Source organism: Novosphingobium sp. (assembly GCF_027489515.1).
GTDB lineage: Bacteria > Pseudomonadota > Alphaproteobacteria > Sphingomonadales > Sphingomonadaceae > Novosphingobium.
This window is the reverse complement of the sequence record NZ_JAIXZS010000012.1, coordinates 13,201-36,279: the sequence shown is the minus strand read 5'-3', so window position 1 is coordinate 36,279 and position 23,079 is coordinate 13,201. Positions and strand designations below refer to the sequence as shown.

The 23,079-nt window shown below is 61.9% G+C and carries 23 protein-coding genes, 1 tRNA gene and 1 pseudogene; 14 read left to right on the top strand and 11 right to left on the bottom strand.

The genetic code is table 11. The features are described from left to right. The first annotated feature begins 76 nt into the window (after positions 1 to 76). From Q0082_RS01185 to Q0082_RS01175, 3 genes are all read left to right on the top strand, one after another. Positions 77 to 837 (top strand): IS5 family transposase gene (locus Q0082_RS01185; protein ID WP_298188948.1). Its coding sequence is split into 2 segments (ribosomal slippage): positions 77 to 410 and positions 410 to 837, totalling 762 coding nucleotides; the frame shifts between segments, so codons are not numbered across the junction. A 77-nt stretch (positions 838 to 914) separates the two neighbouring features. Next, a complete protein-coding gene (locus Q0082_RS01180; protein WP_298188946.1) occupies positions 915 to 1,628 on the top strand; it encodes a LuxR family transcriptional regulator in 714 nt (237 codons plus the stop codon). Positions 1,629 to 1,691: 63 nt separating this feature from the next. Then, on the top strand, positions 1,692 to 1,964 hold the full coding sequence (locus Q0082_RS01175) for an acyl-homoserine-lactone synthase (RefSeq protein ID WP_366522470.1): 273 nt from the start codon (positions 1,692 to 1,694) through the stop codon (positions 1,962 to 1,964). Here Q0082_RS01175 and Q0082_RS01170 read toward each other — a convergent pair. Beyond that, positions 1,898 to 3,103, bottom strand: a pseudogene (locus tag Q0082_RS01170) (integrase arm-type DNA-binding domain-containing protein); the annotation flags it as partial. The gene Q0082_RS01175 and the pseudogene Q0082_RS01170 sit on opposite strands and share 67 nt — an antisense overlap. Before the next feature lie 383 nt (positions 3,104 to 3,486). On the opposite strand from Q0082_RS01170, the gene Q0082_RS01165 reads away from it, so the two are divergent. After that, positions 3,487 to 4,683: a site-specific integrase gene (locus Q0082_RS01165; protein WP_298188944.1), complete on the top strand. Its 1,197-nt coding sequence runs from the start codon at positions 3,487 to 3,489 to the stop codon at positions 4,681 to 4,683. On the opposite strand, the gene Q0082_RS01160 is transcribed toward Q0082_RS01165, so the two are convergent. Further along, positions 4,658 to 4,852 carry a helix-turn-helix domain-containing protein gene (locus Q0082_RS01160; protein ID WP_298188941.1) on the bottom strand — a complete coding sequence of 65 codons (195 nt, stop codon included), beginning with the start codon at positions 4,850 to 4,852 and terminating at the stop codon, positions 4,658 to 4,660. The genes Q0082_RS01165 and Q0082_RS01160 overlap by 26 nt on opposite strands. Next, a complete protein-coding gene (locus Q0082_RS01155) occupies positions 4,849 to 5,055 on the bottom strand; it encodes an AlpA family phage regulatory protein (protein WP_088184702.1) in 207 nt (68 codons plus the stop codon). Before Q0082_RS01155 ends, Q0082_RS01160 begins: the two co-directional genes overlap by 4 nt. Positions 5,056 to 5,364: 309 nt before the next feature. Here Q0082_RS01155 and Q0082_RS01150 point away from each other — a divergent pair, with 309 nt between their 5' ends. From Q0082_RS01150 to Q0082_RS01135, 4 genes are all read left to right on the top strand, one after another. Continuing rightward, positions 5,365 to 6,198, top strand: a complete 834-nt coding sequence (locus Q0082_RS01150) for a hypothetical protein (protein WP_298188938.1) — start codon at positions 5,365 to 5,367, stop codon at positions 6,196 to 6,198. Between the two features lie 262 nt (positions 6,199 to 6,460). Further along, the gene (locus Q0082_RS01145) at positions 6,461 to 7,495 is read left to right on the top strand and encodes a hypothetical protein (RefSeq protein ID WP_298188936.1); all 1,035 of its coding nucleotides are present in this window, start codon (positions 6,461 to 6,463) and stop codon (positions 7,493 to 7,495) included. Further along, entirely contained in the window at positions 7,492 to 8,742 is a 1,251-nt protein-coding gene (locus Q0082_RS01140) for an MBL fold metallo-hydrolase (RefSeq protein WP_298188935.1), read from the top strand. Before Q0082_RS01145 ends, Q0082_RS01140 begins: the two co-directional genes overlap by 4 nt. Positions 8,743 to 8,748: 6 nt before the next feature. After that, entirely contained in the window at positions 8,749 to 9,492 is a 744-nt protein-coding gene (locus Q0082_RS01135) for a protein phosphatase 2C domain-containing protein (RefSeq protein WP_298188933.1), read from the top strand. A gap of 73 nt (positions 9,493 to 9,565) precedes the next feature. On the opposite strand, the gene Q0082_RS01130 is transcribed toward Q0082_RS01135, so the two are convergent. Further along, positions 9,566 to 9,796: a conjugal transfer protein TraD gene (locus Q0082_RS01130; protein WP_298188952.1), complete on the bottom strand. Its 231-nt coding sequence runs from the start codon at positions 9,794 to 9,796 to the stop codon at positions 9,566 to 9,568. Positions 9,797 to 9,818: 22 nt separating this feature from the next. Next, complete coding sequence (locus tag Q0082_RS01125; RefSeq protein ID WP_298188931.1) at positions 9,819 to 10,124, bottom strand: conjugal transfer protein TraD; 306 nt, start codon at positions 10,122 to 10,124, stop codon at positions 9,819 to 9,821. Positions 10,125 to 10,296: 172 nt separating this feature from the next. Here Q0082_RS01125 and traA point away from each other — a divergent pair, with 172 nt between their 5' ends. After that, positions 10,297 to 13,173 carry a Ti-type conjugative transfer relaxase TraA gene (gene traA / locus Q0082_RS01120; RefSeq protein ID WP_298188929.1) on the top strand — a complete coding sequence of 959 codons (2,877 nt, stop codon included), beginning with the start codon at positions 10,297 to 10,299 and terminating at the stop codon, positions 13,171 to 13,173. A 10-nt stretch (positions 13,174 to 13,183) separates the two neighbouring features. After that, on the top strand, positions 13,184 to 14,002 hold the full coding sequence (locus Q0082_RS01115) for a DUF6118 family protein (protein WP_298188926.1): 819 nt from the start codon (positions 13,184 to 13,186) through the stop codon (positions 14,000 to 14,002). Positions 14,003 to 14,102: 100 nt separating this feature from the next. Here Q0082_RS01115 and Q0082_RS01110 read toward each other — a convergent pair. Next, a tRNA-Met gene (locus Q0082_RS01110) sits at positions 14,103 to 14,179 on the bottom strand. Between the two features lie 113 nt (positions 14,180 to 14,292). After that, positions 14,293 to 14,844 (bottom strand): 2'-5' RNA ligase family protein, encoded by a 552-nt coding sequence (locus tag Q0082_RS01105; RefSeq protein ID WP_298188923.1) that lies wholly within the window; start codon positions 14,842 to 14,844, stop codon positions 14,293 to 14,295. A 296-nt stretch (positions 14,845 to 15,140) separates the two neighbouring features. On the opposite strand from Q0082_RS01105, the gene Q0082_RS01100 reads away from it, so the two are divergent. Further along, on the top strand, positions 15,141 to 15,611 hold the full coding sequence (locus Q0082_RS01100; RefSeq protein ID WP_298188921.1) for a hypothetical protein: 471 nt from the start codon (positions 15,141 to 15,143) through the stop codon (positions 15,609 to 15,611). Between the two features lie 115 nt (positions 15,612 to 15,726). Here Q0082_RS01100 and mltG read toward each other — a convergent pair whose 3' ends face one another. From mltG to aspS, 4 genes are all read right to left on the bottom strand, one after another. After that, positions 15,727 to 16,707, bottom strand: coding sequence for an endolytic transglycosylase MltG (mltG, locus tag Q0082_RS01095; RefSeq protein ID WP_298188919.1), 981 nt, complete (start codon positions 16,705 to 16,707; stop codon positions 15,727 to 15,729). Positions 16,708 to 16,733: 26 nt separating this feature from the next. Continuing rightward, a complete protein-coding gene (gene fabF / locus Q0082_RS01090; protein ID WP_298188916.1) occupies positions 16,734 to 17,990 on the bottom strand; it encodes a beta-ketoacyl-ACP synthase II in 1,257 nt (418 codons plus the stop codon). 187 nt (positions 17,991 to 18,177) lie between these two features. After that, positions 18,178 to 18,414, bottom strand: coding sequence for an acyl carrier protein (locus tag Q0082_RS01085; RefSeq protein WP_054121351.1), 237 nt, complete (start codon positions 18,412 to 18,414; stop codon positions 18,178 to 18,180). 194 nt (positions 18,415 to 18,608) lie between these two features. After that, positions 18,609 to 20,390 carry an aspartate--tRNA ligase gene (aspS, locus tag Q0082_RS01080; protein WP_298188914.1) on the bottom strand — a complete coding sequence of 594 codons (1,782 nt, stop codon included), beginning with the start codon at positions 20,388 to 20,390 and terminating at the stop codon, positions 18,609 to 18,611. Between the two features lie 166 nt (positions 20,391 to 20,556). Here aspS and rnd point away from each other — a divergent pair, with 166 nt between their 5' ends. The 3 genes from rnd to Q0082_RS01065 are packed head-to-tail and all read left to right on the top strand — an operon-like array spanning position 20,557 to position 23,074. Beyond that, positions 20,557 to 21,843 (top strand): ribonuclease D, encoded by a 1,287-nt coding sequence (gene rnd, locus Q0082_RS01075; protein ID WP_298188912.1) that lies wholly within the window; start codon positions 20,557 to 20,559, stop codon positions 21,841 to 21,843. Continuing rightward, the gene (locus tag Q0082_RS01070; protein WP_298188910.1) at positions 21,843 to 22,739 is read left to right on the top strand and encodes a hydrogen peroxide-inducible genes activator; all 897 of its coding nucleotides are present in this window, start codon (positions 21,843 to 21,845) and stop codon (positions 22,737 to 22,739) included. The genes rnd and Q0082_RS01070 overlap by 1 nt, the downstream gene beginning before the upstream one ends. Next, positions 22,736 to 23,074: an SMR family transporter gene (locus Q0082_RS01065; protein ID WP_298188908.1), complete on the top strand. Its 339-nt coding sequence runs from the start codon at positions 22,736 to 22,738 to the stop codon at positions 23,072 to 23,074. Before Q0082_RS01070 ends, Q0082_RS01065 begins: the two co-directional genes overlap by 4 nt. The last annotated feature ends 5 nt before the right edge of the window (positions 23,075 to 23,079 follow it).

The following is a 23,079-nucleotide window of genomic DNA, read 5'->3' as shown; positions in this document are numbered from 1 at the left end:
TAGGCTCAGGACCTATTAAAATGCTTGCGTAGCGTGCGATCAGTTGATTCAATGACGGCGCTGAGGAGGCGTTGTCATGAGCGATTTGATCTGGTTGTCAGAGGCGCAGATGCGCCGGATTGAGCCGTATTTTCCGTTGTCACACGGGGTGCCTCGGGTTGATGACCGGCGGATCATCAGCGGTATCATCTTTGTGATCCGTAATGGCCTGCGTTGGCGCGATGCGCCTGCTGAGTATGGCCCGGCCAAGACGATCTACAACCGGTTCATCCGCTGGAGCCGCATGGGCGTGTTCAACAAGATCTTCGCCGCCCTGGCTGCGAAGGGCGGCAAGCCGGATCAACTGATGATCGATGCGACCCACCTCAAGGCGCACCGCACCGCCGCCAGCCTGCTCAAAAAGGGGCTGTACCCAGACGTATCGGGCGCACCAAAGGCGGCCTGAACTCCAAGCTTCACGCCGTCTGCGACGGCAAGGGTCGGCCACTGGTCATGCTGCTCAGCGAAGGGCAGATGAGCGACTACAAGGGCGCGTCGCTGATGATCGACGCCTTGCCCAGGGCCAAAGCGCTGTTGGCCGATCGGGGCTATGATGCCGACTGGTTCCGCGCTGCCCTGACTGAGCGCGGCATAACCCCCTGCATCCCGTCAAAGGTCAACCGCAAGGTCCCCATCCCCCACGACGCTGTGCTCTATCGCCAGCGCCACAGGATCGAGAACATGTTCGGCAAACTCAAGGACTGGCGACGCATCCATACCCGCTACGACCGATGCGCCCACACGTTCATGTCCGCCATCTGCATCGCCGCAACCGTCATCTTCTGGCTCAATCAATGAGTCCTGAGCCTAGGGGCTACTCAGTGGAACATTCGTTCGCTTGCCTTTTGCAGAGCATCGCCCGGGACGTGAGCTCGGTGGCCGAACTTGATACCGCGCTGGCCGACGTAGCAGGCAGGCTCGGCTTTCCCTACTATGCCCTTTCGCATCACGTGGACCTCGCCCGTTGCAAGGATAGTGCAGTCCGTTTGCACAACTATCCCGCACAATGGGCTCAGGATTATGATCGCCGTTCTCTGGGGATCATCGATCCTGTTCACCGCGCAAGCCATGTAACCGCACTGGGGTTTTGCTGGTCGCAGCTCCCGAGCCTCATTCCCCTGACCAGCGAGGACCTGCGCATGCTGGATGCCGGCCGCGAGCAGGGCATCGGTGAGGGTTTCACAGTGCCGGTGCATATCCCCGGCGAGGCACGTGGGACTTGTTCTTTCGCGGCCCCAGCCGGATCCAGGATCGACCCGAAGAAGTTGCTGGAGGCGCAGCTTGCGGGCGTATTCGCGTTCGAGACCGCGCGGAAACTCTGGCTGCGACGCGGCCAGCTGCACCGGCCTCCGCGCGTGGTGCTTACGGATCGCCAGCGCGACTGCGTCCTGCTCATGGCGCAGGGCAAAAGCGATGCCGAGATCGCTACGATTCTGGGAATTTCGAGAGAAACCGCGACGAGACACATTGTGTCCGCATGCAAGCGTTACAGGGTCTACAAGAGACAATTGCTCATCACCCTGACACTGTTTGACGGGACTTTGAGCTTCGGAGACCTCAAACCCTGGCGCCATCCCCATTTCTTGTGATTCCGGGTCGCCTGCCAACCGGTGATCCTTGTTCTGCTGAGGCGAACAAGGAGATCCTGAGTCATGTTTACAGTTGTAACACCCGGTCAGGGGCCGGATCAGCAGTTGTCGCAAGCGATGTTCGCCGCGCGCAAGGCGGTGTTCGTCGATCTGCTCGGATGGAATGTTCCCGTCGTCGACGGCAAGTACGAAGTCGACCAGTTCGATACGCCGAGCGCACGGTATGCGGCACGCTTCCTGTCTCGCTTGATGGCGACGACCGATCCAACGTCCAGGAAGTCTGCCCAATCCTGCATCATCCGCCGTCGCGGTGTGAGGTACTCCGCTGCGTTGTAGGCGCCCCGAACCTCGTTCTTTTCGGAATGCGCGAGCTGCAACTCGACCCAATCTTCGTGGTAACGGCGGATCCAGACTGGCGGATTACCAAACTCGATCAATTGCTCATTCGCCCATGTGCTCGCCAGTCCCCGGAAGCCATGAACCGTCTGCCGGGTGTGATAGCCAAGGCGGTAAAGCGCATAGATCATCGTGTTTTCCGAAAGGGGCTTTTCCAGATGGCTTCCTGGAAACAGGAACTCCCCTTTCGCAGAACCAATCATTGTCCTGGCAATCGTCGCCGCTTGTGTGGGCAAGGGCACGAGGTGCTCACGGCCCATTTTCATTCGGCCTGCCGGAATGCGCCACAATGGTTCGGGACCGTCGAGACCTTCAAATTCGGTCTTGGTCGCAAATCGAAGTTCTTTGGTCCTGACCCAGGTTAACAGGGCAAACATGACGGCATCGCGTGTGATCACGGAGCGCCGCTCGCCCTCCTCCCGATAGGCGCGCAGTTTGTCCAGGAACGTGGGCAGCTCGCTGAGTGGAAGGCGGCTCATGTGCTGAACCCGCGGACGCGGCTTCAAGGCACCGCGAAGGTTTGCCGTCGGATCATGGCTGGCAAGCCCACAAGCAATCGCGAACTGAAAGACCTGACCCACGCCCTGCTTCGCACGCCGGCTTATGTCGAGCGCTCCTCGCTTCTCGATCTTGCGGATCATGGCCAGCACGTCTGGGGGCGTGATCTGGTGAATGACCTTCTGACCGATTGCCGGAAAGACATCCCGCTCCATGCGGGACCACACGCGTTCAGCGTGTGCTGGGTTCAGAGCGGACTTTCGATTCGCATGCCATCGCTTTGCCACTGCCTCGAACGTCCTTTCGTCGTCAGCTTCGCCCTCACCTTTCGCTCTCATAGGATCCTCTCCTTGAGCGAGCTGAGCCTTGGCTGCGAAACGTTTCTCTCTCGCGGCGGAGATCCCCACGGCGGGATAGGCGCCGAAGGACAGCAGCTTCTCCTTGCCCGCAAAGCGGTACTTCATCCGCCACAGCTTCGTGCCGTTCGGCTGGACGAGCAGGAAGAGCCCCTCACTATCGAACAGCTTATATGCGCGGTCGTTTGGCTTCGCGTTTCGGGCCTGAGTCTCTGTTAGAGGCATTGGGGGTATCGCTCCTTTCCGACACTCCGCGAAAATACCCCCAAAATACCCCCACACCAAATCTGGCTGCGTGTGGAAGGCATCGGGTGCATACGGACGCGAATCACCCGCAACCCTCTGCTTTTTATCAATTTATTGGAAAAATGTGGAAGCGCTGGGAAGCTTCCGGACCCGAGGTTGGTAGCGGAGGAGGCGCTATAACTTTCGTCTCAGGCAATTTCAGAGCGTCTCCAACTACTCTGTAAAATCAGCGATTTATCTTGTAACGTGTTCGCGGTCGGTCGCCCTGAATCGCCTGAATTCCCGCTGAAATGTGGGAACGATTGTGGGACCAAATACCCCCGTTTTTGGCGGTATGAATCCCTGACAGGGACTCGAACCTGATGGCGCTGACAGTATTGAAAGTGAAGAACGCGAAGCCCGGTCGCCATGTCGATGGCCGGGGCTTGTGCCTGGTCGTAAAGCCCAGCGGCGCACGCACCTGGGTGCTGCGCATGCAGTTGAAAGGCCATCGCCGCGACTACGGTCTGGGATCGGCGCATGACGTTTCGCTATCCGATGCCAGAACAGGGGCAGCAGAATTCCGCCGCCGAGTTCGTGAAGGCTTCGATCCTGTCGCCGAACGGCGAAAGGCGCGCAAGGTCATTCCGACCTTTGAGGCCGCAACCCGCACATGCCATCAGACCTTGGGCGACGGGTGGAAGGATGGCCATCATGCCCGGTGGCTGTCTGGTTTCGAGCGGCACCTCTTTCCGCGCATCGGCAAAACGCCGGTCGACAAGGTGGACAGCGCCTGCGTCGTCGAGGCGCTTTCCCCGATATGGCTGGAGATACCGGAAACAGCGCGGCGCTTGCTCCAGCGCATCGGCGTAGTGCTCGATTTCGCGCATGTGAAAGGCTGGGTGCCGGAAGAGGTTTCGTTGCGGTCGGTGCGTAAAGGCCTGCCACGTCAGAACGACAAGCGCGGGCACATGGAGGCCATGCCCTATGCCGACGTTCCGGCGCTGATGCAGAAACTTGCCAGCGCCGCCCCGACGACCGGGCGCGACGCCTTGCGCTTCACGATCTACAACGCCGTGCGCTCCAACGAGACGCGCCTTGCGGTATGGACCGAGTTCGATCTCGAAAATGCGGTATGGACCATTCCTGCCGAACGGATGAAGGCAGGCGAAACCCACGTCGTGCCGCTTTCGGCACCGGTTGTGGCATTGCTGCGCAAGCGCTGGAATGAGCGGACCAGCGATACAGGCTTGGTCTTTTCCAACGATGGCAAGAAGCCGATCAGCGACATGACCATGACCAAGCTGCTGCGCGACGATGGTTTCGCCAGCATCACAGTGCACGGCTTCCGCTCCACCTTCACGGACTGGGCCGCCGAATGCACCAACTTCCCCAAGGAGGTCGCCGACAAAGCCCTCGCCCACAAGCTGCCTAACAAGGTCGAAGCCGCCTACCGCCGAACCGATTTCTTCGAGAAGCGCCGAACCCTGATGAAGCAGTGGGCAGACTATCTGGGCAATCGCAGCCCAGCAGCGAATACGGCGGCAGCCGAGCCTACTTCGGCTCGCGCTGCCGCATGACCAGCTCGTGCAGACTGGCAGTCGTGATACGGGTCGATTTGCCGAGCTTGATGACCTCAATTTCGCCCGACGCAATCAGTTCGTAGAGCTTGGTGCGACCGACGCCGATCATGCGTGCAGCGTCATTGACCTTCACGCAGATCGGCTCGACCGGATGCGGCGCTGTCACTGCGCCGCGCTCTCATTTCGATAAGATACCGGATCATCGATCCAGCGGTTCACGGCGGATTCCCGCCAGCCCGCACCGTGAACGCTGATTTTCACTTGGGACGGGAAAGTCCCCTCTGCGATCTTGCGATACATGGTGGAGCGGGACAGGCCGGTGCGGGCGAGAACGGTCTTGAGGCGGATTATCTTGTCAGAGTTGGACATGGGACTTGCTTCCATCCGTTGGCAGTTACTGGTGCCCCCTGATCCAAGAATTTCGCTATGAGGCTTCCAGCGCAACAGAATTCGCAGTCCCTGACACGGCCATCGCAAATGCGGATAGAATAACTTGCGGAAGGATAGGCACGGATACGGAAGAGTAGAGAAGACGGCGGACGCAAACACGGGGTGCCTTTAGGCGGAATTTTTGTGACGTGATCCGAGCAGACGCGGCGTCATGCCGCTAAATCTGCGCACAAGCGGCGGATATTTGCGCCAAAACTAGCGATGCTCGCGCGCGAATCAGCCTTCGCCTTGCGGTTCACGCTGGTGCACGATCCAGTTCTGGCTTTTCAGATAGCCAATAGGCATGTTGTGTCGATGAATGACGAATTTCCTACCCGGCTGCCTTGGCCTGCGAACTTTCCTGACGTGGTCATCCACACAAACGTTCGCACACGTGACAGCCATCCAGGATACGCCGCGGGGAAGAGCGGTGATGCAGACGCAGGCCTAATGCTGGCTGCGGACCTCCTCTCGCCTGACGGGTTGGCTCGAATCCAGGCACTGGTTGGACGCCGACCCACCCTTCTTCTGCCGGTGGTCGCGGACGAATTGACCGGTTTCAACGCAATCCCCGATGCGATGGCCCAGGTTTTGGGGAGCAAGCTTGGTTTGCCGGTGATTGCCGGTGAAATTGTCCAGACGAACAAGGTCGGGCATACCCGTGCTCCGGCATTCCAGCGGTTGGTCACCCCTGCGACGTTTGAAGGGCAGGTCCAACCAGGCGCAAACTATGTGCTCGTGGATGATCACGTCGGCCTAGGCGGCACGCTCGCTAACCTGCGCGGCTACGTCGAGGCACGGGGCGGAGAGGTCATCGCGATCACGACCCTGACCGAGAGCCGGGATGCACGCATAATTTCATTGCAGCCCGCAACCCGAATTGTGCTATGGGAGCGGCATGGCCAAGCACTTGACGACCTCTGGCAAAGCCAATTCGGCTACGGGATCGACTGCCTCACGGAAGTCGAAGCCCTCAACCTATGTCGTCAGCACTCCGTTGCCGCCATCGAGGATTTTCTGGCTAAGGCAGCAGTCGAAGCACGTGGCCGAGGTCTCCAGACAGCGGTTGAACCAGGCGATTGATTGCTAGCCATCGGTGATGGCTTTTGAGCGAAATTCTGGTGCCTTAACGCTTTTCTGATCATGCTCCCCGAAATCTTGCCCGAATCCGCCTCAATTTACTGGTGTTCGCCAAAATCGTGCAATGCTGGTTGCCGCAACTGTGGTCGCCGACCATATTGCGGCAGTTGACAACTGTTGCCGAACGGCAACACGGAGGGTTTATTTCAGCGGGGTGTAAATTTCTCGGCCTCTGAAATGAATATATGCTTTTGAGGGAGGCTTCATGCCCGTTTTCGCTCGTTCGTTTCCCATGATGGCTGATCTTGCCAGGTGGGAAGACCAGAATCCTGATAATGCTGTTCGGTCCTTATTTGCACGATGGGCATTTTCAGGAGTGGAGGCAACGAGTGACGCGCCACTGCGGCTTGGAGTGCGCGACGGCTACGTCAATTTCTATGTGAAAGGGCAGTCCGTAGCCAAGCTGTCATGTGGCCGCGACGGGCCGAAACTTGCTGTTCACCAAGCCTATGTTTCTGGCCGGAGACGTAGTTCTCCGCGTGACGGTGCAGCACTTGAGCAGAACTATGTGCCGTTTGATGCCGCCTCACTCGCCGATCCGGCTACTGCCACCCTAATAAATGGCTGGATCGAAACAGCCGATAGCTACGCCTCAGCCGAGAAGCGCTTTGTTGATGATCTCGCCTCGACCAATCCAGGCATCATCGATCTCGAAATGGGGCTACCCGCAAGCGATACACCTGGTAGCGCACGGGTAGCCCCGCGCATGGATATTGTTATTGCGCAGATCGTGGATGGAACTCCTTCGATTGCGTTTTGGGAAGCCAAGTGCGCAAATAACCCTGAACTGCGGTCGAACAAAGAGTATGAAATTCATGAAGGCGGATTTTCTGGCCCAAAGGTTCTCAATCAGCTTCGGAAATATGTCGACTGGATGGCAGAAGTCGGCAGAATTGAGCAGGTGACTAAAGCTTACAAGACCACAGCCGCCCTTTTGCTTGAATTTCACAGCCTGTTTGGCACGGACGCGAATAGTAGGCTCGATTGCATTTCCATCTGGAAGGCTTTGGCTGATGCCAATGATCCACTCATAGTCGTGCAGCCAGGTGTCGTCATCGGCAATTACTGGCCCGAAGGATGCGACGAGCAGATTGCACGTGACCGTATGCGGCAAGCTTCTGCCAGCTTTGCCAAAAACGGGCACCGTGAGAAGCTTCACCGCAACGGGATAAGTGTCTTTGAAGCCAATGCAACCGGGGTATTGCTACCACACCTCCAGATGGCACGGGTGACAGCTTGACCCTCACAATCACCGTTCATCGCGGCACCGAAACAATTGGCGGCTCGTGTATCGAAATCGCTAGTCAGAATGGCGAACGCCTGATTCTGGATGCTGGCCGCCCCCTTGATGCCCCACGCGAGGCGACGGGCCTGCTTCCCGGAACGCTTGATCTCAATCGGCCTGCGACGGTCGTTTTTAGTCATGGCCACATGGACCATTGGGGGCTGATTCACGAACTACCCGGCGACTGGCCGATCTGGGCAGGAGAAAAGGCAGCAGAAATGATGCGGCTATCGACAGAATTGTTCGGTGGCAGCATCACTCGGCCAATCGAAACTTGGCATAGCCGCTCCAGGCCCTTTCCAGTCCGCGGCTTTACGATCACGCCCTATCTGACGGACCATTCGGCACCGGACGCCTATATGCTTCTGATCGAAGGGAGCGGACGTCGTATTCTCTATAGCGGTGATTTTCGCGCGCATGGGCGAAAAGCCAAGCTGGTGGAAACGATGATCGCTTCGCCGCCCGAGCGCATCGACGTATTGTTGATGGAGGGAACAAACCTTGGCACTGACAAGCCGGTCATTACCGAGAGCGAGCTTGAGGATGCCTTTGTCGCCCTGGCCCTCGAGACTCCTCGACACGTTTTTGTCCAATGGTCAGCGCAAAACATTGATCGGACGGTGACCCTATTTCGGGCCGCCAAGCGCAGTGGGCGTGAACTGGTAGTTGATCTCTATGGTGCAGATGTTCTTCGACGAATTACAGGAGGCACCCGTCTACCCACGCCAGGGCCAGATTTTCATGAACTCAAAGTTGTAATCACGCCCGGCGGGAAACGGCTCTACGGGCGACAGGGACGGGATGATTATGTAGCTGAGATGGCGACAAGTCCATTTGCTACATCCCGAGCGCGGTTGGCAAATAATCGCGCGATCATCATGTTAAGAGATTCAATGGTGCGAGATTTCGAGCGTGGCGGTATTGGGTTCACACCAGATGATGCTTATGCGTTTTCAAATTGGAGTGGCTATCTTGATCCAGAAGACACGAATTCCGGATGGACACGAGCGCAAGCCGCTGGCGCAAAAACGCTAAAATTACACACGTCTGGACATGCGAGTCCTGCCGACCTTGCTCGCTTCGCAGCTGCGATTGCGCCGAAGGCATTGGTGCCTGTTCATGGGATTGCGTGGGACAATCCGCAAATCCCTTTGCCGCCGGTCCGGCGGTTGGCGGACGGTGAACCCTGGGACTTGCCATAAAAAGGTGTGCTGACGGAAATTTTCAATACTGGAGCGCCGATGGCGGGGCACGCAGAAGGTTATTACTGCTGGGCAATGTCGCATCGCGGGCTGGTCCGCGCTGACAATGAAGACACCTTCGGGGTGTCAGCCCATTCGGACACGAATGAGCAATGGGAGGGCGTAATTCCCGCCCATGAAGGCTGGGCAATAATCGCTGACGGTATGGGCGGGCACGCAGCTGGGCAGATCGCAAGCCGCCTTGCAGTGGAATGTCTGCGGGGTGTCGCGGACATCCTTGGCGATGAAGAGGGTATCGAAAACGCGTTAGCGGCGATCCACGGCACAATGTTCTCGGCCATGCGCGAAAACGATGCTTTGTCGGGGATGGGAACTACAGTCGCCGGAGTCATCCTAAGTGCCGACGACGCACTGTGCTTCAACGTGGGAGACAGCCGCATTTACCACATGGGGTCGCATCTAAGCCTTATAAGCGAGGACCACGTGATCGACGGCCACGTGCTTACGCGGTGTATCGGAGGCACGAGTGAACTGGACCTTCCCGAACCGTTCCTGTTGCGTATCATGTGGAAGAAGGGCCAGCGCCTACTCATATGCACAGACGGTTTGACCGACATGCTGGATGATACCGAGATCGCCGCCATCATGGACCAAGAGCGGCGTTCACCGTCTGAGGCACTGATAAACGCAGCGTTGAATGCAGGTGGGAAGGATAATGTCACCGTGGTCGTGCTTGAGCGGCTGGGCTGAAGATTTGGGCATGCCCTCATAAATTATCTGGGCCAATTGGCATCACATGGAATTCGCTCGCAAATCTCGGAAATTAGATTTTCGACCCTTCCGCCCCAAACGCCCGCTTCCCCTTGCGCTTCCAAAGCGCCAGCGCCTGTTCGCGGTCCTCGCTGCGCAGTTTGGCCGCGACGGTGAGGAACGCGCCGTAGAGCGTCGCGCGATCATCGTCGGTAAGTTCGACCAGTCCGGCCTTTACGACCAGGCCGCCCAGTTCAATCAGTTGCCGCGTGCGTTCGCGTCGCTGGACCTGCCATTCGCGCATGTCGGTGCGGGCCATTGCTGCTTCAAGCCGATGCCGCGCCGCCGTCAAGCGGGAGAGTGCCGCCCGGTTGGTGTTCAGTTCCTTCGCCACGCTTGCGCGCCTTGTTTTGAAAGAATGCAGCGCCGCGTTTGCGCCACGCCTCCTTCATTCCAGTGTCAGTGGTATCGGCGATGACGAGCAGCGCACCGGCCAGCGTTTCCGCATCGGTCGCATCGGCGCCGGTGGCGATCACCAGTTCCCCGAGTTGTTGCACCCGGCGTTCCTTCAGTTGCTTCGCCTTGTCGGCAAGTGCCTTAAGTTCCGAATCAAAGTCACGGGGTTTGCGCATCGAAGTTCTCCATTGAGAGGTGATGCGCTGATGTTAATATCGATGCTCTCCCAATGCTGTAGAGTCGTCGAGACGGCCTGATACTGAATAGTCCTGAGCAGGATTTTATCATGGGAGGGCGCGCTTATACGTCGTGCCGACGTGCGCTTGGTGGCGTAGATGGAATGCCGTCATGGCGATCTTCCACCTCTCCGTTAAAGTCATCAGCCGGTCGAGCGGGCGCAGCGCTGTGGCGGCAGCGGCCTATCGTGGGGCCGAACGACTGCACGACGACCGGCTCGACCGTGACCATGATTTCACCAACAAGGACGGAGTTGTCCATTCCGAAATAATGTTGCCGGAAGGTGCGCCGGAGGAATTCGGCGACCGCGAGAAACTGTGGAACGCGGTCGAGGCCGCCGAGAAGCGCAAGGACGCGCAGCTTGCCCGCGAGGTCGAGGTCGCCATTCCGCGCGAGCTGAGTCAAGAACAGGGCATCGAGCTTGCGCGCGAATTCGTCGAAGCCGAGTTCGTCGAAAAGGGCATGATCGCCGACCTCAATGTCCATTGGGATATGGGTGCGGACGGCGAAGCCAAACCCCATGCCCATGTCTTGCTGACCATGCGGGAAGTCGGGGAAGACGGGTTCGGCGCCAAGGTGCGCGACTGGAACAAGGCTGAACTCGTCGAGCAGTGGCGCGAACGCTGGGCCGATCATGTCAACGAGCGGCTGGCCGAACTCGACATCGACACGCGGGTCGATCACCGCAGTTTGCAGGCCCAGGGCATAGCGCTGGAGCCGCAGGACAAGATCGGCCCCGCCGCATCGCGCATGGACGAACGCGGGCTGGAGGCAGAACGGATAGAGGAACACCGCGCGGTCGCGCAGCGCAACGGGATGCGGATCATCGCCAATCCCAACGTCGCGCTTGATGCGATCACGCATAGCCAGGCCACCTTCACGGGCCGCGATCTGGCGATGTTTGTGCACCGACGCAGTGACGGAAAAGAGCAGTTCGATCAGGCGATGAGCGCGGTGCGCGGATCGTCGGACCTGATTGCGCTGGGCAAGGACGGACGCGGCGAAGACCGGTTCACATCGCGTCAGATGATTGAGACCGAACAGCGGTTGCAGCGCGCATCGGAATTGATGGCGGAGCGCGAGCGGACTGGCGTCGATCAGAAAGGCCGGGAAGGAGCGCTGGCGCGCGCCGAGACACGCGGCCTGATCCTGTCCGGCGAGCAGCGCGCGGCGTTCGAGCATGTGACCGATGGGCGGGGTTTGAGCGTTGTCGTCGGTTATGCCGGGACAGGCAAGAGCGCGATGCTGGGCGTTGCGCATGAGGTTTGGGAAAGTGCAGGCTTTACCGTTCGCGGCGCCGCGCTGTCCGGCATTGCTGCCGAGGGGCTGGAGCTCGGTTCGGGCATTGCCTCACGTACCATCTCCAGCCTTGAACATCAGTGGGGTCAGGGCCGCGAAATCCTCACGTCGCGCGACGTGCTGGTGATCGACGAGGCAGGCATGGTCGGCACCCGCCAGATGGAGCGCGTCCTGTCCCATGCCGCCGATGCAGGCGCGAAAGTCGTGCTGGTCGGCGACCCGCAGCAGCTCCAGGCCATCGAAGCGGGAGCAGCCTTCCGCGCGATCCATGAACGGCACGGCGGCGTCGAAATCAGCGAAGTGCGGCGTCAGCATGAAGGCTGGCAGCAGGACGCCACCAGGCACCTCGCAACGGGGCGCACTGGCCTTGCCATTAAGGCTTATGACGAACGGGGCATGGTGCACGCCGCCGAGACGCGGGAAGCAGCGCGCAGCGACCTGATCGAACGCTGGGACCATGACCGGCAGGCCAGCCCCGTCGATACGCGGATCATCCTGACCCACACCAATGACGAGGTGCGCGAACTCAGTGACGCGGCACGCGGAAAGCTGCGCGCCAGTGGCGAGCTGGGCATCGATGTGACCATCCGCGCCGAGCGCGGCGAGCGTCAGTTTGCCAGTGGCGACCGTATCATGTTCCTGCGCAACGAGCGCGGGCTTGGGGTCAAGAACGGCACGCTGGGCAATGTCGAACAGGTGACACCGCAGCGCATGGCCGTGCGCACCGACGATGGCCGTAGCGTCGTCTTCGATACCAAGGATTATGCGCACGTCGATCATGGCTACGCCGCCACGATCCACAAGGCGCAGGGCATGACCGTCGATCATTCCCATGTGCTGGCCACCCCCGGCATGGACAGCCACGCGGCCTATGTTGGGCTGTCCCGCCACCGTGACGGCATGGACCTGCACCATGGCCGCGACGACTTCGCCGATCAGTCAAAGCTTGTCCGCACGCTGAGCCGCGAGCGCGGCAAAGACATGGCCAGCGACTACAAGCCCGAGCGGCAGTTTGCCGAACGACGCGGCATCACCTTCCGCGAACGTATCGTGGAAATCGCCCGGCAATTGCCGGAACGGGCGAAGTCCATTTTTGCGGGCTTCCGCCCGCAGGCCCACAAGCTCGAAGCCCTGCCGACCGAACAGATCGGTCAGCCCCGCGCAGTCGAACGCTACGCGCGTGCCGCCGCCGAGATTGGGCAGATGCGCGAACAAGGCCTGCCGGTCCTGCCACACCAACGCGACGCGCTGGAGAAGGCCGGAAAGGCGCTCGATGCGATCCGACCCCATGGCACAGCCGACCTCGCCAGCGCCTTGCAGCGCCAACCCTCGCTCGCCCGTGAGGCCGCCGATGGTCGCAGCCAGGGTGCAATCCGAGCCATGCAGCTTGAGGCCGAAATCCGCGCCGATCCTATTCAGCGCGCTGACCGCTTTGTCAGCGACTGGCAGCGGCTCGGGCAGGCACGCCAGGCCATGCAGCGCGATGGCGATACCAAGGGCGCGCAGAGGCTCACCAACCGCATGACGGACATGACGAAGGGGCTGGAGCGCGACGCGCAGGTCGAATCCCTGCTTCGCGGCCGCACCCGCGAGCTTGGCATCAAGACGGAACTCGGTCGCGATCTTGCCCGCGACCTTGCCGCTTCCATCTCGATGGAGCGGAGCCGGTCAATCGGCATGGGCCTGTAGGAGAAGCGTAATGGATACCGATACTGATGACGTGGAACTAACCCTGGACCTTGAGCCGGAACCCGATCCCGACCCGCCCGTCCTGGAGGTCGCAGGCGATCCCGCCGTCGAGGCGTTTGCCCGCCTTGAAGGGGAACTGGCCCTCATGCGCAGAGCGGTCCAGCACCTCGCAGCCGAACGCGCTGACATTACCATTCCCGACTACGGTGCGACCCTGACTGACATGGCCAAGCGAATGGGCGCGATTAGCGAGTGCCTGAAGAGCATGGCTGATCATCCGGCGTTGCAGATGACCCCTGACGGCATTGGCCAGCGGATCGCCGCAGCAGCAGAATCGGCGCGGCGCAGCGACCATGACAGGATCAGCCAGGCCCGCAGCGATTTGCAGCAAGCTACGCAGGAAATGCACAGCGTCACTGCCCATGCCCGCACCGCCGCCAAGCAGCGGCAGCAGCTCTACCAGGTGGCAGGCGGAGCTTTGCTGGCAGGCATCCTGCTATGGTCTTTCCTGCCCGGCACCATTGCTCGCACGATGCCAGAAAGCTGGCACTGGCCCGAGCACATGGCCGCGCGGATGGTTGGAATATCCACGCCCTGGGACGCAGGCGCACGGCTAATGCAGAGCGACAGCCCCGAGGCATGGAATGCACTGGTGCAGACCGCTGACATCCAGCGCGACAATCGCGACGCCGTTGACGCTTGCCGGAAGGCCGCTGCAACCTCACAGCAGCCAGTGCGATGCACTGTCAAGATTCGTCCGTACAGCTCAGAGAGGAAGACAGCAACAACGCGAGAGGGCGCCGCGCAACGGTCCCAGAGAGGGGCATAACAGCCCATTCCGACCCGCACAAAATGTGGGAACAAATGTGGTTTCGATATTCCGGAAAAGTTATTTTATCCTTTGAAAAAAAAGCGATAAATGACTTGAATGGTAGCGGAGGAGGGACTCGAACCCCCGACACGCGGATTATGATTCCGCTGCTCTAACCGGCTGAGCTACTCCGCCCCGAGGGGATTTTGCCTGTTGATCGATCTGTCCGATCCCAAGGCAGGCGGGCCTATTAGGCGGGGCGCGGGGCGGGGTCAACAGGGGAATCGGAAGTTCCCTTGTGCGGTGTATCAGCGCTTCTTCCGCCCGCGAAAGGACCAGCGGCCGGCGGCTTCCCACGGTCCGCCGCGGTACCGGTGCAAGGCCAGACCCGCGAAAGCGAAGCGCTCGGTGCGGATCGCTGGGCCGAGTGCGGCTTGCAGCGCTTTCGCCTCGGCGCGCGGGACCTTGTTCTGCAGCGTGACATGAAGGCGCGGCTCGCCTTCATCCTGCAGGGTGAGCAGGCCATGGAAATGCGCCGAGATCATCGCCCGCACCTCGCGCAGCGCGGAGCTTTCGATGGCGAGCGCGGTTCCGCTGCCGAGGTCCATCACACCGGTGATCGTGGCATGTGGCGGCGGCAGTTCAGCCGCTAGTGTGGAGAGCAGCTGCCGTGCTTCGTCCTCCACGAACGGGGGCAGCGCACGCAGCAGAGTGACATGGGCAGGAACGTGATTGCGATCGGGTGGGTAGTGAGCCCGGCGCAAGGCCTCTGCACGGGCCTGCAGCGCAGCCGGCAGTTCGGCCGTCACGATCAGCGGCGCCCCTGCGCTGCGGCTCTCAGGCCTCTCCTCGCCGTCCACTTGTCAGACCTCCCGGTCGCGGGCGCACGCGAATCGCGGCGGCTGCAGCGTAGCGTTGCACGATGCTGCGGGCAGCGCAAAGCAGCCCGGGCGCAGCGCCCCACCGTCCGGTTCAATGCCGGAAGGTTACGTAGATGGGGCCTCGGATCAGGAATATCAGCAGCTTGGATCGAACCGCGCCCTGCGAGCCCGAAGCCCGGGCCTTCGGGGCGTTCGATTGCCAAGGATGGGTCTTTCAGGCATAGTCATAACGGCTAAAAGACGATGTACATCCAATCGCGCAGGGAACTGATCCGATGAGGTTGTTTCGCACCACAGACCTCGTGATGCCGCGGCTCACCGGCCTTGTGGCGATGGCTGCTGCAACCTTGGTGATAGCCCCTTCTGCCCATGCCCAGACGGCCTATGACGTGACGCTGCGTTCGATCGCACCGGCAACGATCACCGCCGCCAGCTTCGACGGGCGGGCACGGCAGGCAACCCTGAGCATCGCCCCCTCCTCGCTCGAGAACCAGCCAAGCATCGTGCCGGCCGTCTACGATCCGTCGCTCGGCCGCTTTGTCTCAGCCCTGGCCAGCGCGCGCGGAGCGATCTCGGTGACCTCGAGCGGCGCGGTATCGGTCATTGTCAGCAACCAGAGCACGACCATGCAACTTGGTGGCGGGCCAAGCGGTGTACCCTTGCGATCGGAAACGGTCGCGAGCCCTGCGACCACACTCACCATGCAGCAGATCAACACCTCGGCAAGCACTGCAAACGCGCGGTAGGGGTCTGCCTTGCCCCGCGGCTTCCGGCCCAGCGCGAGGCTGATGGCGGGAGCGAGGCAGGCATGGTGACTTTCGCGGGGGTGATGACGATGCATCACTATTGGCCGTGCAGACCCTAGAGTTCCCCGCGTGCGCGGCGGATCGCGAACCACCGCGCGACGTTCGCGTTGTGCTCCTGCAGCGTGGCGGCGAAGACGTGGCCGCCTTTGCCATCTGCGACCATGAACAGCGCGTTGGTCCGGGCCGGGTGGAGCACCGCCTCGATCGAGGCCTTGCCAGGATTGGTGATCGGCGCCTTGGGCAGGCCGACCATCGTATAGGTGTTGTAGGAATTGACGGCCTGGATTTCCGACTGGCGGATGCGGCGGCCGAGCGGCTTGCCGCGCGTGATCGGGTAGATGATCGTGGGATCGGCCTGCAGCATCATCCCCTGCCGAAGCCGGTTGGAATAGAGCCCGGCGACCATCCGCCGTTCCGAAGGCTTGCCGGTTTCCTTCTCGACGATCGAGGCGAGGATCACCGCTTCCTCGGGGCTGCGCGCAACCGTATCGGGCGCGCGGTCTGCCCAAAGCTTGGCCAGTGTACGGGCCATGGCCTTCTGCATGCGGGTGACCACCGCGGTGCGGCTTTCGCCGCGCTGGAAGGCATAGCTGTCGGGCAGGATGGACCCCTCGGCCAGGGTCGGCACCGGCCCAGTGAGGAGCGGCTGCGACATCAGCCGTTCCTGCACCATGATCGCAGGCATGCCTTCCGGGATCATGACCAGACGGCGCACTTCGCCGCCCTCGCCCTGGAGGAGGGCGAGCACGGCCGAGCCGCTGGCATGCGCGGGGATAGCGTATTCACCGGCCTTGAGCGGCTCGCTCCCGCCCAGCAGGCGCGCGCGGATGCGGAAGGTATCGGCCGAGGCGACGACGCCTTCCGCCTCGAGCCGTTCGGCGACACTGGCAAGCGTCGCGCCTTCGGGCACGGAGAAGGTGGTCTCCTTGACAAGCGGGCCGCTGCCGTACCAGCCGTAGAGGAAGTGGACGCCATAAGCACCCACTGCCAGCAACACAGCCAGCGCGATGATCCTGAGCCGGCCCGCCTTGCGCATTGAACGCCGCCTCTTGCCCCGCAGGCTCAAATAGCCTTCATGATCACGCTGGCATTGGTACCGCCGAAGCCGAACGAGTTGTTCAGCACCGCGCGCACCACGCGCTTCTTCGCGACCTTGGGCACCAGATCGACACCCTCACAGCCCTCATCCGGATTATCCAGATTCAGCGTGGGCGGTACGATCTGGTCGCGGATCGCCAGAACGCAGAAGATTGCCTCTACCGCACCGGCCCCGCCAAGCAGGTGACCGATGGCCGATTTGGTGCTGCTCATCGAAGCGCCCGCGAGATCGGGACCGAGCACGCGCTTGATCGCGGCGAGTTCAATCGTGTCCGCCATGGTCGAGGTGCCGTGCGCGTTGATGTAGTCGATATCGCCAGGCCCCATGCCAGCCTTGCGTAGCGCCATGCGCATCGCGAGTTCGGCGCCCTTGCCTTCAGGGTGCGGCGCGGTGACGTGGTAGGCATCGCCCGAGAGGCCGTAACCGACGACTTCGGCATAGATCTTCGCGCCGCGCGCCTTGGCATGCTCGTATTCCTCGAGCACGACGACACCCGCACCCTCACCCATCACGAAGCCGTCGCGGTCCTTGTCATAAGGGCGGCTCGCCTGTTCGGGGCGATCATTGTAGCTGCAGTTGAGCGCGCGTGCCTGCGCAAAGCCGGCAACGCCAAGCGGGTTGATCGTGCTTTCCGAACCGCCTGCGAGCATGACGTCGGCATCGCCATCCTTGATCATGCGCGCGGCATCGCCGATCGAGTGCGCGCCGGTCGAGCAGGCAGTGACGACAGCGTGGTTGGGGCCCATCAGGCCGTACTTGATCGAGACCTGACCCGAGATGAGGTTGATCAGGCGGCCATGCACGAAGTGCGGGCTTACGCGGCCCGGACCCTTTTCGTGCAGCACGATCGATTCGCTCTCGATGCCCGGCAGGCCGCCTATCCCTGAACCGATCGAACAGCCGGTGCGCATCTTGAGGTCGTCGTCCATGTCGACAAGGCCGGCGTCTTCGAGTGCCTGACCCGCGGCATCGATGCCGTAGACGATGAACGGATCGACCTGACGCTGCACCTTGAAATCGACGCGCTTGTTGGGGTCGAAGCCATAGGGGTGGTCAGCCGGCTTCACTTCGCAGGCGATCAGGCACTTCTGGCCCGTGGTATCGAAGCGGGTGATCCGCCCCGCGCCCGACTTGCCGGCGATGAGATTGGCCCAAACGGTTTCGACATCGGCGCCCAGCGGGGTGACGAGGCCAAGTCCGGTGATGACGACACGGCGCATTGCAGTCTCCGAAACGTCCGCCCGCAACCGGCGAACGGACCATGAAGCACAACAGGCCCAGACCCCTTGCGGGACCGAGCCTGTCGAAGCCCCGGCGGTTCAGCGCCGGGGAACGACCGCCTCTCCCGTCCTGCTCCGAAGGCGGGGCAGAACGGGAAGGTGCGGACGGGTTGGCAATCCGAAAGGATCAGCCCTTGTTGTCGTCGATGTACTTGATCGCGTCCGACACGGTGGCGATCTTCTCGGCCGCATCGTCAGGGATCTCGACACCGAATTCTTCTTCGAACGCCATGACCAGCTCGACGATATCGAGGCTGTCGGCACCGAGATCGTCGATGAAGCTCGCGTCTTCGGTGACCTTGTCGGCCTCTACCCCGAGGTGCTCGACAACGATCTTCTTCACGCGGTCGGCGGTATCGCTCATTCTTTTGCCCCTTCAAGGAACTGGGTTGGTCTACTCAAATCTGGCCATCGCCCTAATGTCCGGATTGCGGGCTGGCAAGTGGCGCGATGCATAGCAGCTATGTGGACGAAGTGTGCGTGGTGCGTGACGAGCGGTGAACCGAGCGGACGGGCGGGTGCGCAATCCACAGGTTTGCGCCACCTGCCCTAATCCGTTCACCCCTTTGCGGGTTCCACCGTCCGCAAGTGCAATTCCCGCATCTGGGCGTTGCTGGCGGGCGACGGCGCCCCCATCAGCAGGTCCTCGGCGCGCTGGTTCATCGGGAACAGCGTGATTTCGCGCAGGTTCTGCGCGCCGCAGACGAGCATCACGATGCGGTCCACGCCCGCTGCCATGCCGCCGTGAGGTGGCGCGCCATACTGGAACGCGCGGTAGAGCCCGCCGAAGCGCTCCTCCACATCCGCCTTGGAAAGCCCGACAAGCTCGAACGCCTTGACCATCAGTTCGGGCGACTGGTTGCGGATCGAGCCCGAGGCGATTTCATAGCCGTTGCAGACGAGATCATACTGGAAGGCCTTGATCGTCAGCGGGTCCTGGCCTTCGAGCGCGGCCATGCCGCCCTGCGGCATCGAAAACGGGTTGTGCGCGAATTCGACCTTCTTGGCGTCCTCGTCCCATTCGTAGAACGGGAAATCGACGATCCAGCACAGCTCGAAGCGGTCCTTGTCGATGAGGCCGAGCTGCTCGGCAACGCGCGTGCGCGCCGCACCTGCGAGCTTGGCGGCCTGCTCGGGCTTGCCAGCGGCGAAGAACAGGCCGTCATCGGGGCCAAGGCCGAGTGCGGCATAGAGCGCTTCCATGCCCTCGGCGCCGTGGTTCTTGGCGATCGGTCCGCCGAACTCGCCGCCCTTGCGCGTCACGTAGCCGAGGCCGGCATGGCCTTCGCTGCGCGCCCACTCGTTCATGTCGTCGAAGAACTTGCGGCTTTTGTCTGCCGTGCCCGGCGCGGGGATCGCACGCACCGTGCCGCCGCCCGCGACGATCTTCTCGAACAGGCCGAAGCCCGAGGTGGTGAAGTGGCTGGCGACGTCGCTGATGACAAGCGGGTTGCGAAGGTCAGGCTTGTCCGAACCGTACTTCAGCATGGCATCGTCATAGGCAATGCGCGGGAAGCTGCCCGAAGGCGTCACCGGCTTGCCATTGGCAAAGCTCTCGAACACTCCGCCGATCACGGGCTCCATTGTCTCCCAGACTTCTTCCTGGGTCACGAAGCTCATTTCGAGATCGAGCTGGTAGAATTCGCCCGGCAGGCGGTCGGCGCGCGGGTCTTCGTCGCGGAAGCAGGGGGCGATCTGGAAGTAGCGGTCGAAGCCCGCCACCATCAGCAGCTGCTTGTACTGCTGTGGCGCCTGCGGCAGCGCGTAGAACTTGCCGGCGTGGATACGGCTCGGCACGAGGAAGTCGCGCGCGCCTTCGGGGCTCGATGCGGTCAGGATCGGCGTCGAGTATTCGGTGAAACCGGCGCTCTCCATGCGGGTGCGCATGTCGCGGATCACCTTGGTGCGCGTCATGATATTGGCGTGGAGCGTCTCGCGGCGCAGGTCGAGGAAGCGGTAGCGCAGACGGATATCCTCGGGATACTCCTGTTCCCCGGCCACCGGCATCGGCAGTTCTTCGGCGGCCGAAAGCACCGTTGCACTGCGGGCATAGACTTCGATCTCGCCGGTCGAGAGGTTCGGGTTCACCGTACCCGCGCTGCGCGCCTTGACCTCGCCCTCGATCGTCACGACGCTTTCGACGCGGGTGGACTCAAGGATCGCAAGCGCCGCGCTGTCGCTGTCCGCCACGATCTGGGTGATGCCGTAGTGATCGCGCAAGTCCACGAACAGCACGCCGCCGTGGTCACGCTTGCGGTGCACCCAGCCCGAGAGACGCACGTTCTGACCGACTTGCGCCTGTGCCAGCGCGCCGCAGGTGTGGGAACGATAAGGGTGCATGGGCTAAATCCAATTTGGCTGGTCAATCGGCCAGCATTCGGGCAGGGAATGAACGCGGCCAAGAGGCGATGGCCGTGAATTTGTCAAGCCGCAGGCCCCGGACGGGGTCACCACCAGCACCGGCCAAGCATGAGGGTTTGGCCTGGCGCGCAGATAGAAAAGCACGATGAAGATACATCCGCTGATCACCACGACCCCAGCTCTGGCCGACTTGTGCGAGCGTCTTTCCAAGGCCGATTTCATCACGGTCGATACCGAGTTCATGCGCGAGAACACCTACTGGCCGGAATTGTGCCTGGTCCAGATCGCCGACGACAAGGAAGCCGCCGCGATCGATCCGCTGGCGCCGGGCCTCGATCTGGCCCCACTGCTCGAACTGCTGGTCGATAACGAGGACGTGCTCAAGGTGTTTCACGCCGGCGGGCAGGACGTGGAGATCATCTACAACCTGACCGGACGCACACCTCACCCCATTTTCGACACGCAGATCGCAATGATGGCGATCAGCCAATCCGAACAGATCGGCTATTCCAACCTCGTCGAAAGCTGGCTTGGCTTCACCGTCGACAAGGGCGCGCGCTTTACCGACTGGTCGCGCCGTCCGCTGACCGAGCGCCAGATCGAATATGCCATCGGCGACGTCACGCATCTTTCGAAGATCTTCCCGCGCATGCTCAAGCGGCTGATCAAGACCGGGCGCGGCGAATGGCTCGATGCCGAGATGGAAAAGCTCGCCGATCCCGAGAACTACCGCTCCGATCCCGAGGTTGTCTGGCAGAAGATCCGTGCGCCGAGCCGCAATCCGGCGGTGCTCGGGCGATTGAAGGCCATCGCCGCCTGGCGCGAGACCGAGGCAATGGACAAGAACATCCCGCGCGGCCGGATCATGCGCGACGAAACGCTCGCCGATATCGCCAGCCATCCCCCGCGCGAGCAGCATGAGCTCGCCAAGGTGCGTGGGCTTTCCGCCGGATGGAAGGACAACGACATCGGCCGCCGCCTGATGCAGGCAATTGCCGATGCCAAGCCGCTCAGCGACGCCGAACTGCCGCCGCGTGCGCCGCGCGGTGCGCCGCTGGGCAAGGAAGGCGCACTGGTCGCCGATCTGCTCAAGCTTCTGCTCAAGATCCGCAGCCGCGAGATTGATATTGCAGCAAGGTTGCTCGCCCGCAGCGACGATCTGGAAGCCCTCGCTGCCGGGCAGCGCAAGGGCCTGCCGATCCTCGAAGGCTGGCGCTTCGAACAGTTCGGCCGCGATGCGCTCGAACTCGTCGAGGGCAAGCTCGCCTTCGCGGTGGTCAAGGGCAAGCTCAAGATGGCGCATATCGATGATATCGCCGGCGGCAACGACGAGCCGGCCGCCGCTGACACCGACGATGCTCCTGCCGGGGACGACGACGACGGCTTCATGCCCCCGGCTGATCCGGAAGAGCCCGCAGCCGGCGACGACTGATGACCACCTACCTCCCCACCCTCAAGCAGTTGCAGTACCTCGTGGCACTCCACGAGCACGGCCACTTCGGGCGCGCGGCTGATGCCTGCTTCGTCTCGCAGTCGACGCTTTCGGCAGGTCTGCGGGAGCTGGAAACGCTGCTCGGCGTCACGCTGGTCGAGCGCACCCGCCGTGTGGTGCGCTTCACTGCGCTGGGCGATCAGGTCGTTGCCAAGGCGCACCGCCTGCTGCGCGAGGGCGAGGAACTGTCCGCGCTCGTCCAGGCTCACGGCGCGCCGCTGACGGGCGATCTGCGCATGAGTGTGATCCCGACGATCGCGCCGTTCCTGCTGCCGCGCATTCTCCCGCGCCTCCGTCATGAGCGCCCGCAGCTCAAGCTGTTCCTGCGCGAGGAGCCGAGCGCCGCGGCGGTCGAATCGTTGCATCATGGCCGGGCGGACTGCGTCCTGCTCGCCCTCCCTTTCGCGACTGGCGAGGTCGAGAGCGCTCACTTGTTCCATGACCGCCTGCTCGTCGCCTTCCCCAAGGACGACCCGCGCGATCCCCCGCAGAGCATAGCGCCTGCGCTGATCGACGAGGCGCGCCTGCTGTTGCTCGAGGACGGGCACTGCCTCAAGGATCACGTGCTTGCGGCGTGCAATCGCCCCGAACTGCGCGCGAGCGCCAGCGTGATCGGCACGAGCCTGCACACGCTGGTGCAGATGGTCGACAATGGCCTCGGGCTCACCATGCTGCCGGAGATGGCAGTGAAGGCGGGCATCCTGCAGGGCACGCAGATCGTCGCCCGCCCCTTGGAAGCCGAACATGCCAGCCGCGAGATCGCACTGGTGTGGCGCAAGAATTCGCCGCGCGCCGAGGAATTCCGCCTGCTGGCGAGCGAACTGGCGGCAGGATGAACCTTCCCCCGTACCTGGCGCTAGCCATCGCCATCGTGGCCGAAGTGATTGCGACGACGGCGCTCAAACAGTCTGCGGGGTTCACCCGGATGGTGCCCCTCGCGGTTAGTCTCATAGGCTATCTGGTCGCGCTGTTCTGTCTTTCGCTCACGCTGGAACGCATTCCGACCGGCGTTGCCTATGCGATCTGGTCGGGTGTCGGCATTGTGCTGATCACCGCGCTGGCGTGGCTGGTTCATGGCCAACGGCTCGATGTGCCGGCCCTGGCGGGCATCGGCCTGATCATGGCCGGTGTGCTGGTGCTGAACCTGTTTTCCAAGGCAAGTGCCGGCTGAAGGCC